This is a genomic window from Achromobacter sp. Root565, from assembly GCF_001427425.1.
Lineage (GTDB): Bacteria > Pseudomonadota > Gammaproteobacteria > Burkholderiales > Burkholderiaceae_B > Achromobacter > Achromobacter spanius_D.
In genome coordinates this window covers 595,047-606,759 of sequence record NZ_LMGO01000001.1, presented here as the reverse complement: position 1 = coordinate 606,759, position 11,713 = coordinate 595,047, and the positions used below count along the sequence as shown (strand labels likewise).

General features: G+C 65.8%; 12 protein-coding genes. 9 read left to right on the top strand and 3 right to left on the bottom strand.

The features are described from left to right. The first annotated feature begins 58 nt into the window (after positions 1-58). Genes ASD71_RS02675 through ASD71_RS02655 form a run of 5 tightly spaced genes read left to right on the top strand, consistent with a single transcriptional unit; the run spans position 59 to position 3,832 of the window. Positions 59-1,051 carry a tripartite tricarboxylate transporter substrate binding protein gene (locus ASD71_RS02675; RefSeq protein WP_056559569.1) on the top strand — a complete coding sequence of 331 codons (993 nt, stop codon included), beginning with the start codon at positions 59-61 and terminating at the stop codon, positions 1,049-1,051. Positions 1,052-1,056: 5 nt separating this feature from the next. Continuing rightward, a complete protein-coding gene (locus ASD71_RS02670) occupies positions 1,057-2,250 on the top strand; it encodes an FAD-dependent oxidoreductase (protein WP_082578761.1) in 1,194 nt (397 codons plus the stop codon). Between the two features lie 19 nt (positions 2,251-2,269). Then, the gene (locus ASD71_RS02665) at positions 2,270-2,596 is read left to right on the top strand and encodes a 2Fe-2S iron-sulfur cluster-binding protein (RefSeq protein WP_056559563.1); all 327 of its coding nucleotides are present in this window, start codon (positions 2,270-2,272) and stop codon (positions 2,594-2,596) included. A 31-nt stretch (positions 2,597-2,627) separates the two neighbouring features. Next, positions 2,628-2,837 carry a hypothetical protein gene (locus ASD71_RS02660; RefSeq protein WP_056559560.1) on the top strand — a complete coding sequence of 70 codons (210 nt, stop codon included), beginning with the start codon at positions 2,628-2,630 and terminating at the stop codon, positions 2,835-2,837. A gap of 17 nt (positions 2,838-2,854) precedes the next feature. Then, a complete protein-coding gene (locus ASD71_RS02655) occupies positions 2,855-3,832 on the top strand; it encodes a 2-hydroxyacid dehydrogenase (protein ID WP_056559556.1) in 978 nt (325 codons plus the stop codon). A gap of 83 nt (positions 3,833-3,915) precedes the next feature. On the opposite strand, the gene ASD71_RS02650 is transcribed toward ASD71_RS02655, so the two are convergent. After that, positions 3,916-4,908: a tripartite tricarboxylate transporter substrate binding protein gene (locus ASD71_RS02650; protein ID WP_056559554.1), complete on the bottom strand. Its 993-nt coding sequence runs from the start codon at positions 4,906-4,908 to the stop codon at positions 3,916-3,918. Between the two features lie 165 nt (positions 4,909-5,073). Continuing rightward, complete coding sequence (locus tag ASD71_RS02645) at positions 5,074-6,090, bottom strand: amino acid ABC transporter substrate-binding protein (protein WP_056559551.1); 1,017 nt, start codon at positions 6,088-6,090, stop codon at positions 5,074-5,076. 144 nt (positions 6,091-6,234) lie between these two features. Here ASD71_RS02645 and ASD71_RS02640 point away from each other — a divergent pair, with 144 nt between their 5' ends. The 3 genes from ASD71_RS02640 to ASD71_RS02630 all read left to right on the top strand — a co-directional run bounded on the left by ASD71_RS02640 (position 6,235) and on the right by ASD71_RS02630 (position 9,270). Beyond that, positions 6,235-7,359, top strand: a complete 1,125-nt coding sequence (locus ASD71_RS02640; protein WP_056559548.1) for an FUSC family protein — start codon at positions 6,235-6,237, stop codon at positions 7,357-7,359. 52 nt (positions 7,360-7,411) lie between these two features. Further along, positions 7,412-7,633 carry a hypothetical protein gene (locus tag ASD71_RS02635; protein WP_056559545.1) on the top strand — a complete coding sequence of 74 codons (222 nt, stop codon included), beginning with the start codon at positions 7,412-7,414 and terminating at the stop codon, positions 7,631-7,633. Positions 7,634-7,719: 86 nt separating this feature from the next. Continuing rightward, positions 7,720-9,270 (top strand): hypothetical protein, encoded by a 1,551-nt coding sequence (locus ASD71_RS02630; protein WP_056559540.1) that lies wholly within the window; start codon positions 7,720-7,722, stop codon positions 9,268-9,270. A gap of 37 nt (positions 9,271-9,307) precedes the next feature. Here the strand turns inward: ASD71_RS02630 and ASD71_RS02625 are convergent, their stop codons facing one another. Then, entirely contained in the window at positions 9,308-10,291 is a 984-nt protein-coding gene (locus tag ASD71_RS02625) for a LysR substrate-binding domain-containing protein (protein ID WP_056559537.1), read from the bottom strand. A 176-nt stretch (positions 10,292-10,467) separates the two neighbouring features. On the opposite strand from ASD71_RS02625, the gene ASD71_RS02620 reads away from it, so the two are divergent. Next, the gene (locus ASD71_RS02620) at positions 10,468-11,697 is read left to right on the top strand and encodes an amidohydrolase family protein (RefSeq protein ID WP_056559532.1); all 1,230 of its coding nucleotides are present in this window, start codon (positions 10,468-10,470) and stop codon (positions 11,695-11,697) included. The last annotated feature ends 16 nt before the right edge of the window (positions 11,698-11,713 follow it).

The following is an 11,713-nucleotide window of genomic DNA, read 5'->3' as shown; positions in this document are numbered from 1 at the left end:
CTTCCACTCGGGGCCAGACCGCCGACAGGACGCGCTCGCCCATACCTGGAGTTGCAGCATGCAAAGACGTACTGTACTGAAGGCCATTGCCGGCGCGGCCGCGATGACGGCGACGGGAATCTCGTGGGGCGCCGACGCCGCGTATCCCAGCAAGCCGATCCGCCTGATCGTGCCGTACCCGCCGGGCGGCGTCACGGACGTGGCGGGGCGTCTGGCCGGAGACATCCTCAGCCGCAAGTTTGGCCAGCCCGTGGTGGTGGAGAACCGGCCGGGGGCGAACGGCATGATCGGCAGCCAGCAGGTGGCGTCCGCGCCGCCGGACGGCTATACGTTGCTGCTCAATGGCCTGGGCGGCATGGTGCTGCCGATGGCCACGGTGACCGGGCTGCCGCTGGACACGGCGCGCGCCTTCACGCCGATTGCGCAGATGGCCGAATTTATCAACGTGCTGATCGTGCAGGCGGACTCGCCGATACGCAGCGTTGACGACCTGATCGCCACGGCGCGCAAGCGCAGCAAGGATGGCCTGAACTACGGGTCCAACGGCATCGGTTCGTCGGTGCATCTGACCACGGCGTTCTTCGCGCAGCACACGGGCACCAACCTGCTGCACGTGCCGTATAAGGGCAGCGGCGAAATGCTGGTGGATGTGGTGAACGGCAACCTGGACTTCAGCTTCAGCAACCTTCCGCCGGTGATGGGACTGATCCGCAAGGGATCGATTCGTCCGATTGCGGTGACCAGCAGCTATCGCAGCAAGCAGTTGCCGGACGTGCCGACGATGTCCGAGCAAGGCGTGGCGGACTTCGACGTGACGAGCTGGCTGGGCGTGTACGGCCCCGCTGGCATGGCGCCGGACATCGTGCAGAAGATCAGCGCGGCCTTGCAGGAAGGCATGGCGCAGCCGCAATCGGTGGAAACCTTGACCGCCGCGGGTTTTGAGCCCAAGCCGCGAGGGGCCGACGCCTTTGCGGAGCTGAACCGGGCCGAGCTGGCGCGCTGGAAGCAGGTGGCCACCAAAGCCAGCATTTCCCTGAAATTCGGAGCCTGAGCATCATGGAAACCTCATCAGTCCCGCAGCGTGTTCACACGGCCATCATCGGCGCGGGGCATGCGGGCGTGGAGTGTGCGTGGGCCTTGCGCGCGGCGGGCGTCGACGGCGACGTCGCGCTCTTTGGCGCCGAAGCGCATGCGCCCTACGAACGGCCGCCGCTGTCCAAGGCGCTGCTGACCGGCTCGACCAGCGCCGAACGCATCGCGTTACGAGCAGGCAGCGCGTATGAGAAATCGCGCGTGATCGTGGTGGCGGGCGATCCGGTGGCCGCCATCGACACGGCGGCGCACACGCTGCGCACGGCGTCGGGCCGCGAGGTGGCTTTCGAACATTGCGTGCTTGCCACCGGCGCCAGCGCGCGCGGCATTGCCGAGGTGGCGGGCGATCAGGTGTTCTCCGTGCGAGGCCTGGACGACGCCCACCGGCTGCGCGAGGCGTTGCGGCCGGGCATCCGGCTGCTTGTCGTGGGCGCGGGGTATCTGGGGCTGGAGGCGGCCTGCTCGGCGCGCAAGCTTGGCGCGGAAGTGCTGGTGCTGGAGCAGGGCGGCAACGTGATGGCGGGCAAGGTGTCCGAGTCCACGGCGACGCGCATCGGCGACCTGCACCGCGAGGCCGGCATCGAGATCCGCCACGGCGCGGCGGTGCGGCGCTGGGAACGTACTGCGACGGGTTGGCGCGCGCACCTGGCCAGTGGCGATCCGATCGACGCCGAACTCGTGCTGGTATCGATTGGCGCGGTTGCCGAGACGGCGCTAGCCGAGGCTGCGGGACTGATCTGCCTGGACGGCGTGGTCGTCGACGAATGCTGCCGGACTTCGGCGCCCGACGTCTACGCCATTGGCGATTGTGCGAGCGCTTTTCGGGGCGAGCTGCAGCGCTACGCCCGCATCGAAAGCGTGCAGAACGCGCTGGCGCAGGCACGCACGGCGGCGGCCGCCATTGCCGGCAAGGCGCCGCCTGCGGCGCGTCCGCCCACGTTCTGGTCCGAGCAGCAGGGCCGGCGCCTGCAGATGGCTGGTCTCGTCGACCCGGCCGCGCCCTGCCGGGATGTTCTGCTGCCCACTGCCAAGGGCTGGCTGGTCGAGCGCTATCAGCACGGCCGCCTGGCCGCGATCGAAGCGGTCGACAGTCCCGTGGAATTCATCAAAGGTGTGCCGCGCATCGGCGCGCCCGAAGCGGTTGCGGCCGCTGTGTAAACGAAGCCTTGGAGACAACATGCCCGTTGCGATATTTGAATTGCCCGATGGCGCCGAACAGGTGCTGGACGTGCCCGATGACTGGTCGCTGATGGAGGCCGCGCGGCGCGACGGCCTGGAAGGCATCGTGGCCGAATGCGGCGGCGGCGCCATCTGCGGCACCTGTCACGTGCAGGTGAACGCCGAATGGCACGCGCGGCTGGAGCCGCCCGGCATGGCCGAGGAGGCTTTGCTGGAAGTCGTGCCCGAGCGCTGCCCAACCAGCCGCCTGTCCTGTCAGGTCATCATGACGCCCGAGCTGGACGGCATCCGCGTGCGCGTGCCGTCATCGCAGCTTGAACTGTAGCCGCGCCGGCGGAACCACAAGGAGCCACCGCATGGCCGACAACAAATCCATCAACCTCGTCGATCTGCAACCCGGCGTGCGCGTGCGCATGGCGGATGGCGCTTTGGCCGAGATCGTCGAGAACCCGCAAGACGGCTTCTGGCTGATTGTCCGTTACCTGGACCATCCCGCCGAACCCGCGCTGGTCGACGCTGGTGAGCAGCAGGTGTTTGCCACCGACGTCGAAGCAATCGAACCCTGACCCCTCTGGAGCCCCCAATGAATCAAAAGCCCAAAGTCATCGTCTCCGCGCCCGTGCCGCCGGACCTGCGCGAACGCCTCGCCGAGCGCTGCGAAATCCTAGAAGTGCCCACCGGGCAGAATCCCGCTGACGTGCTGGGTGAAGACGAGCGCGCGCAGATCGAAGGCATGGTGTGCACGGTACGCACCAAGGTCGATCAGGCGTTGCTGGATGCCTTGCCCGCGTTGAAGGTCAGTTCGAACTTCGCCGTGGGATTCGACAACGTTGACCTGGCGGCCGCCACCCGGCGCAAGGTGCTGATCTGCAATACGCCGGGCGTGCTGGACGGCGCGGTGGCTGATGTGACCATCGGCCTGATGCTGTGCCTGTCTCGCAACCTGGTGGCGGGCGATGCCTTTGTGCGCAGCGGCTCGTGGACCAAGGGCGCGTTTCCGCTGACGCGCGACATTCGCGGCAAGACGTTGGGCCTCTTGGGCATGGGCCGCATCGGACGTGTCGTGGCGCGCGCGGCGCAGGCCTTCGACATGAAGGTGATCTATCACAACCGCCGCGCGGATCCGCAGGCCGAAGGCCTGGCCACCTATGTGGATCGCGATGAACTCTTCAAGTCGTCGGACGTGCTGAGCGTGCACATCCCGCTGTCGGCGGAAACGCGTCATTCCATCGGCAAGCGCGAGCTGGAACTGATGAAGCCCACGGCGTACCTGATCAACACCGCGCGCGGACCCGTCATCGACGAGGCCGCATTGGTGGAAGCGCTGCGCGCCGGCACCATTGCGGGCGCGGGGCTGGACGTGATGGAGCAGGAACCGCTGCCGGCCGACAGCCCGCTGTGCGCCTTGCCGAACGTCGTGCTGCAGGCCCACGTGGGCAGCGCCACGCACGAAACGCGGCGCGCGATGATCGACCTGGCGGTGGCCAACCTGATGGACGCGCTGGGCGGCCAGAAACCGCAGGCGATGGTCAACGCCGAAGTCTGGCAGGCGCGCGCCTGACGGCAGCGCGCCGTTAGGCGCGGCCCCGCCAAGGTGGGGCTGACGGGGCGGGACCGGCGCATGTGGCCGGTCCCGCCTTTCGCCTATTTCCCGCCGTAATCCACCACGATCCCCGCCTGCTGCGCGACCTCGCTCCAGCGCTTGAACTCTGCCTTGGAAAACGCCTGGAACTGCGCGGCGTCGCGCAACTTGGGTTCAAAGCCGGCGTTGATGATGCGGTTCTGGTATTCCGGCGCGGCCAGCCCGGTGACGATGGTGTTGGACAGTTGGGCGATGATCGCCGGGTCCACCTGGGCGGGCGCATACATCCCCAGCCAGCTCGTGACGTCGAAGTCCTTCATGCCCTGTTCCTGCATGGTCGGCACCTTGGGCAACTGCCGCGCGCGGTAGGCGCTAGTCACCGCCAACGCCTTCAGGCGCTTGCCGTCCACCATCGGCAGCGTGGGTGGCAGGTTCATGAAACAGAGGTCCAGGTCGCCGTTGGCTGTGCCGACCAGCGCTTCGCTGGCGCCCTTGTACGGCACATGATCGAACTTCAGGCCCGTGCGCATGGCAAAGAGCTCGGCCGTCATCTGCGACGAACTGCCGACGCCGTTGCTGCCGTACAGCGGCTTGCGCTTCGTGGCGCGCAGATATTCGATCAGCTCAGGCACGGTGTTGGCCGGGTGGTCCACGCGCACGACGAGTGCGTTGACGAACTCGGCCACCTGGGCAATCGGTAGTAAGGCAGTGGGGATGTCGATGGGCAACCCGCGCAGCGTGGCGGGCGGCAGTACGTTGTGGCCAAGCCCACCGGTGGTGAGGGTGTAGCCGTCAGGTTTGGAGGCGGCCGCGGCCTGCATGCCGATGACGCCACCGGCGCCGGCGCGGTTCTCGATGACCACGCTTTGGCCGTACTTGGCATAGAGCAGGTCGCCGACCAACCGTCCCGCAAGATCGGTGGCGCTGCCTGGGGTGGATGAGACGATGATCTTGATGACTCGGGACGGATACGCCCCGTTCTGTGCCCAGCTTGCGCCGGTCAGGTGCAGGCCGGCGGCGGCCCCCATCAGCTTCAACGCACTGCGACGTTTCATGACGACTTCCCCTTGGGTTATAGACCTACTGCTTCACGTGCTGCTCCAAAAATGTGTTCCGAACTTTGTACGATAAACATATTTCTCGTACGGTACGGGTCACGCGAGAGCACGCAAATTGCGGCTAACCCTAGGGAAGTCGTCGCGGGCCTTGCGGCCCGGTTTTTAGCGCACCGGCCAGCCGTACATCAGGCCGCCGTTGCGGTACGAGGCGTTAAGCCCGCGTTCCAGTTTCAGCGGGCTGTTGGGGCCCAGGTTCTTCTCGAAGCTCTCGCCGTAATTACCGACGGTCTTGATGATGTTGTAGGCCCACTTGTCATCGACACCCAGGTTCTTGCCCATGCCCGGCGTCACGCCCAGCAGGCGCTGGACGTTCGGGTTGGTGCTTTTCAGCATCTCGTCCACGTTCTTGGACGTCACGCCGTATTCCTCGGCTTCCAGCATGGCGTTCATCGTCCAGCGGACCAGGTTGAACCATTGCTCGTCGCCCTGGCGGACCATGGGGCCGAGCGGCTCCTTGGAGAAGTTTTCCGGCAGGATGTCGTACTTTTCCGGGTTCTCGAGGTTGCTGCGCGCGGCGGCGAGCTGCGACTTGTCGCCGGTGAACGCGTCGCAACGGCCCACGGCGAAGGCGCGGATGATCTCGTCCAGGCGCTCGACGACGACCGGCTTGAAGTTGACGTTCTGCGAACGGAACCAGTCGGCCAGGTTCAGTTCAGTGGTGGTGCCGGGCTGCACGCAGACCGTGGCGCCTTCCAGTTCCTTGGCGCTCTTCACGCCCAGGGACTTGTTCACCATGATGCCCTGGCTGTCGTAGTAGTTGACGCCCACGCCGATCAGGCCCAGCGTCGTGTCGCGCGTCAGCGTCAGGGTGGTGTTGCGGGTCAGCACGTCGACCTCGCCGGATTGCAGGGCGGTGAAGCGCTGGACCGCGCTGATCGCCTGGATCTTGGCCTTGGACGCGTCGCCGAACAGGGCGATGGCCAGCGCGCGGCACAGGTCCACGTCCAGGCCGATCCAGCCGCCCTTGCTGTCGTTTACGGAAAAGCCCGCGACGCCCGTGGATACGCCGCAATGGACAAAGCCTTTGCTCTTGACCGCGTCGAAGGTCGCGCCGGCATGGGCGGTCCAGGACGAAATGAACAAGGCGGTTCCTGCCGCAGCCAGTTTGAGTACTTTCATGGTGTCTCCGCGCAGCGTTGCGCATGTTTATCGCTCAGCCGAAGGCTGAAGTGCGGCGCATAGTACCAGTGGGTCCGGGAGGGAGAATCGGGGAATTCCCCTTAAATCCGAGTGGCGGAATTTGATGGGGAATAGAATCGGCCTATGACACGACATGACGACCCCGCAGGGCCGGACGATCAGCCGAGGCGCCCCTTCGCCTTCGTCAAGGACCAGTTGCTCGGCACCTGGACCGAGCTGACCCGCGTCCACGCCAGTGACCGCCCGTGGGAAATGCCTCTGGCCGCCGCGCTGTCGTCGGGCCTGCCGCTGATGGTGGGCGCATATTTCGGGCGCATGGACTACGGGCTGATGTCCAGCCTGGGCGGCATGGTGTTCCTGAGCCTGCCCAACGCCTCGCTGCAGATCCGCATGATGATGCTGCTGGCCGCGTCGTTCGGCATGGTCGCCTGCTATGCGCTGGGCGCGCTGACGCAGTTCTGGCCCACCGCCACCATCGCGGCGCTGACGCTGATCGCCATGGTAGTGAACATGGTGTGCCGCTGCTATCGCCTGGGACCGCCGGGCAGCCTGTTTTTCATCATGGCCACGGCCATTGCCGCGTACACGCCCGGCACCGTCCAAGACGTGCCCCTGCGCGTGGGCATGGTGGCGCTGGGCTGCCTGGTCGCGTGCCTGGTGGCCTTTGCGTATTCGCTGCACATGACGCGCGTCGCGCCGCCGCCCGCGCCCATCGAGCTGCCCAAGCCCACTTTCGATTTCGTGGTCTACGACTCCGTCATCATCGGCCTGTTCGTGGGCATCTCGTTGCTGGTGGCGGAACTGCTGCAACTGCAGCGGCCGTACTGGGTGCCGGTGAGCTGCCTGGCGATCATCCAGGGCGCCAGCCTGCGCGCGGCATGGAGCCGGCAGATGCACCGCATCCTGGGCACCGCGGTAGGACTGTGCGTGGCGTGGGCGCTGCTCAGCCTGCCGCTCAACGTCTGGACGCTGAGCCTGGTGATGATGGCGTTGTCCTTCGGCATCGAGACGCTGGTGGTGCGGCATTACGCCAGCGCGGTCGTGCTGATCACGCCGCTGACCATTTTTCTGGCCGAGGCGCCGCATCTGGGTCAGGGCTACCCCATCGACGTCATCGAGGCGCGTTTCGTGGACACGGTGCTGGGCGCCTTCATCGGGGTGCTGGGCGCGGTGCTGCTGCACAACCAGCGCATCCGCCCGGTGCTGTCGCGCTGGATGCGGGCGGTGCTGCCGCGTCGGGTGAATTGACGCCGCGACGCCAACGCGGCAGCATGGACCTTCCGATACCCTGGAGGCACTCATGGATTGTTCTGTTGAAGGTAAGGTCGCGTTCGCCGACGGCCAGTCGTATCACTTCGCGACCGTGGACGCCGCGCTGGCATTTGCCGAATGCGTCAAGAGCAGCCAGAATCCCGCGCAGTGCGCCGCCGCCCACGGCAGCACCAGCCAGGTCAAACTGGAAGACGTGGCCGCCCAGGAGGACGCCGAGCGGCGCGAGCAGGATCCGGGCGCCGGCACCTGATCCGGTTGTTGCCGGCGGCAAACGCGAGGCCCGCGGATTACAACCGTATACTGCGCGATCTTCGAAGCCTCCCGGAAACCCCCCGCATGCCATACACGCCCGGCGATATCTACGTCACGTTCAACCGCCGCCTGCAGGCCTATACCGCTTCGCAGATCACGCATGTAAAGGGCGACGGTGCGGGCGCCGAGATCGCCGTGCTGAGCCTGGATTGGGTGGGTAGCGAGATGCCCGGGGACGCCGACATCGCGGCGATGCGCCCGGCGCACTTCGATTTCTACTTCTGGCGCGACCGCGTGGATCATATGTGGATCAGCGGGCCGGTACCCGCGCACGCCAAGCACGTGGGCTGGCGCGATCCGCTCGTGACCGAGGAGTCGCGCTCGTACTCAGGCGGTTGGTCCAGTGGCGACATGGTCTACAACCAGCGCCGCTGGAACGCGATCGACGCCAGCGTCCGTGCGCGTTTCAAGGCGGCCGCGCATGCGGACACGCCCGATACCACGGTCGTGCTGGAGCTGCCGGGGCGCACCATCACGCGCGCCATGCGCGGCCTGGACAGCGAGGCGTTGCTTGCCGCGCCATCGTTCGCCACGTTCGACGACATGCCCTTGCTGATCAAGCTGCAGGTGGATGCGCCCGTGCCCGGGCTGATCGAATGGGCCCGCACAAGGCCAATTCTTAGCGAATTGGAGTACGCCAGCTTCGGCGAGCCAGTCGTCGACCTGCGCGGCACCTCGTTCGGGCGAGTCGCCATCGACGTGACCGGGGTGCGTGAACTGTATTTGAATGACGGACTGAACACGTTGTCGCTGCGCGGTGACGTACATCCAGATCTGGTGGTGCACGCTGAGGCCGACGGCGTGTGGTTGCGGCTGGAACGCGAAAACGCGATCTGGTCCGGCGCCGGGTTGGCGCGGCTCGGCGCGATCTCGCTGCGTGGCATGAAAACGCTGGACTGCGCCGAGGTGGCGCGTGTCTTTCCGCACCTGCACTCGCTGTATGTATGGGGTGCCCCCGGCGTGGCTACCGGCATCGAGCATCTGGCGGCCTTGCGCGAGCTGGCGAAGATCCTGATCAACGACGTGTTTCCGCCTGCCGAGAGCCGGCTGCCCGGGCCCGGCGCCTGGCCGGCGCTGCAATCGCTCTGGCTCACGAGCATGCCGGCAGAGATCCTCGCGCAGGCCAAGAAGGACTACAAGAAAGCTGCGGCGGCGGGTCTGGACCTGGAGGTCAGCAAGCCCCGCAAGCCCGAGTGGCTGGCCGCGAACCTGGATAATCCGTTTCGCGAATGGGACGGCAGCGAGCACATCACCGCCGCCCAGGCCAAGAAAGCCGCCGCGCTGTACCGCAAGACCCGCGGCGACGCGATGAAGGCCGCGGCGGCCCACGCCGCCGATGCGCAGGGGCTGAGGTCGGCCATGTCGGATATCGTGCGGGCGTATACGGAGGGCTTCAACGCGCTCGACCGGCGCACGGGCTTCATCGAGACTGTGGAGCGCGATCAGATCTATGTGGCGCTGATGGGCATCCTGGACGCGGCGCAGGCCAAGGTCACTGAGGCCGCAGGTGACGGGGCGGCCACGCTGGACCGCGACGCGCTGGATCGCGCGGTGGATGAGGTGCGGGACTGGTAAGCGGGATCGGGCGCCGGCAATGACCGGCGCCCGTCCGTCAGACACCGCCGGTCGATTCGCAATACGGACAGTCCGTGAGGTTCTGCTGTGCGGAGCCAGGCTGCCCGTGCGGCGTCCGTCCGCGGCTCGGCTCCCCAACTTGCGCCGCACCGCCTTCGCCGCCGTGAAAGCACTCGTGCGCCAGCCACTGGCTCAGACGCTCGTAGCTTTCCATATTGCTGCGCCAGTTTGGCGCGCAAAGATAATAGCCAAGCGGGCTTTCAAAGGTGCGATCGAAAATATCCACCAGTTGTCCCGTGGCCAATTCCTTTTCGATCAGGCAGTGCGGCATCAACGCCACGCCAAAGCCGGACGACGCAGCCTGGATAATCATCGAAAACAGATTGAAGCCCGGGCCGAAACGGGCGCGGTCATAATCGCCCAGATACGTCGAAAACCAGTATTCCCAGGACAGCGGAATCTCGATGTGCTGCAGCAGCGTGCATTGCTTGATGTCTTCCAGGCTGCTGATGGGATGCTGGTCCAGATATTCCCGCGAACACACCAGACGGGTTTCGCGGCCCGTCAGGTATTTGGCCGCGCCGTCGTGCCAGTCGCCGTAGCCATACTGGATCGACGCATCGAAATCGAGTTCGGTGCTCTTGTAGTCCGCGACGCTGTAGCGCACGAAGTTGATCGATATATCCGGATTGACCTCGCGGAATGTCTTCAGGCGCGGAAACAGCCATTGCGCCGCAAAAGTGGGCGCGGCCGAGACATTCAGGGATTTCGCCGACTGTTGCGTCGCCATGACCTGCGACGTGGCGCTTTCCAGCGTATGCAGGGCCGGCCTGATCAGGCTGAGGTAGGTGGCGCCCATGCGGGTGAGCTGCAACCCGTTGGTGCCCCGGATGAATAGCGCGTGCCCCAGATAACTTTCCAGCGTGGCGATATGCCGGCTGATGGCGCTTTGCGTGACGAACAGTTCCTTGCCCGCCTTCGAGAAAGACAGATGCCGGGCGGCCGCGGAAAACGCGTTCAACTCGGAAAGGGTGGGGCAGCGACGTCTCATAGGGGGGTATGAGTAAAGCTCATAAGGCTCTTCAAATTTGTGTCGAACGCATAGGGGGAGACCCGGTATCGGACCCCCGAATTGTACCGGTAGAGTTCGGCATGCCGTGATTTCCCGGCGTTTTGAACTGTTTACGTGGTCGATTTATGAATCCGGTTGTCATCAAGAATTGCAGGATCCTCAATACCCGAACCTTGGCCCTCGAAGCCGCTTCGACCGTGCTGGTCGAGGACGGGGTCATCACCCGCATCGGCGCCGACGCAACGGCGCCGGCGGATGCGCAGGTGGTGGACGCCAAGGGCATGACCTTGATGCCCGGCATGATCGACTGCCACGTGCACGTGGTGGCGTCGTCGTTCAACCTGGGCCGCGTCGCGGCCCTGCCTAACGCGCTGGCGCTGCTGCGCGCGCTGCCCATCATGCAGGGCATGCTGGACCGCGGCTTCACCTCGGTGCGTGACGCCGGCGGCGCCGACTGGGCGCTGGCGCAGTCCGTGCTGGACGGCACCATCGACGGCCCGCGTCTCTTCTGCTCGGGCAAGGCCCTGTCGCAGACCGGCGGCCACGGCGACTTCCGCCAGCGCAACGATGAACTCGATCCCTGCCCGTGCTCGGTCAAGATCGGCAACATCGGCCGCGTGGTCGACGGCGTCGACAACTGCCGTCTGGCCGTGCGCGAGGAAATCCTCAAGGGCGCCACGCAGATCAAGGTCATGGCGTCCGGCGGCGTGGCATCGCCCAACGATCCCATCCAGAATCTGGGCTTCTCCGAAGCCGAGCTGATCGCCATCGTGGAAGAGGCCAGCAACGCCAACACCTACGTGATGGCCCACGCTTACACGCCGCGCGCCATCACGCGCGCCGTGCGCTGCGGCGTGCGCACCATCGAGCACGGCAACCTCGTCGACCACGAAGCCGCGCGGGTCATGAAGGAACACGGCGCCTACATGGTGCCCACGCTGATCACGTATGAAGGCCTGGCCAACGACGGCGAGCGCTACGGCCTGCCGCTGGACTCGGTCAAGAAGATCGCCACCGTGCGCACGCAGGGCCTGACCGCGCTGGAGATCCTGGACGAAGTCGGCGTGAAGATGGGCTACGGCAGCGACCTGCTGGGCGAGACCCACTACATGCAGTCCGACGAACTGGTGCTGCGCAGCCGCGTGCTGGGCAATGCCAAGGTCATCCAGCAGGCCACGCTGATCGGCGCCGAGATCCTGAATCAGGAAGGCCTGCTCGGTGAAGTGTGCGAAGGCGCCTACGCCGACCTGCTGCTGATCGACGGCAATCCGCTGGACGATATCGAACTGCTCACCAAGCCCGACTCGATCAAGCTGATCATGAACCGCGGCCTGCTGCACAAGAACGCCTGCTGACGTTCCCCTTCATCTT

Bases quoted from the DNA above. Each gene is read 5' to 3' on its own strand.
- ASD71_RS02630 (WP_056559540.1), top strand. From the start codon at position 7,720: ATGCCATACACGCCCGGCGATATCTACGTCACGTTCAACCGCCGCCTG.
- ASD71_RS02655 (WP_056559556.1), top strand. From the start codon at position 2,855: ATGAATCAAAAGCCCAAAGTCATCGTCTCCGCGCCCGTGCCGCCGGAC.
- ASD71_RS02675 (WP_056559569.1), top strand. From the start codon at position 59: ATGCAAAGACGTACTGTACTGAAGGCCATTGCCGGCGCGGCCGCGATG.
- ASD71_RS02620 (WP_056559532.1), top strand. From the start codon at position 10,468: ATGAATCCGGTTGTCATCAAGAATTGCAGGATCCTCAATACCCGAACC.
- ASD71_RS02640 (WP_056559548.1), top strand. From the start codon at position 6,235: ATGACACGACATGACGACCCCGCAGGGCCGGACGATCAGCCGAGGCGC.
- ASD71_RS02645 (WP_056559551.1), bottom strand. From the start codon at position 6,090: ATGAAAGTACTCAAACTGGCTGCGGCAGGAACCGCCTTGTTCATTTCG.
- ASD71_RS02635 (WP_056559545.1), top strand. From the start codon at position 7,412: ATGGATTGTTCTGTTGAAGGTAAGGTCGCGTTCGCCGACGGCCAGTCG.
- ASD71_RS02650 (WP_056559554.1), bottom strand. From the start codon at position 4,908: ATGAAACGTCGCAGTGCGTTGAAGCTGATGGGGGCCGCCGCCGGCCTG.
- ASD71_RS02670 (WP_082578761.1), top strand. From the start codon at position 1,057: ATGGAAACCTCATCAGTCCCGCAGCGTGTTCACACGGCCATCATCGGC.
- ASD71_RS02665 (WP_056559563.1), top strand. From the start codon at position 2,270: ATGCCCGTTGCGATATTTGAATTGCCCGATGGCGCCGAACAGGTGCTG.
- ASD71_RS02660 (WP_056559560.1), top strand. From the start codon at position 2,628: ATGGCCGACAACAAATCCATCAACCTCGTCGATCTGCAACCCGGCGTG.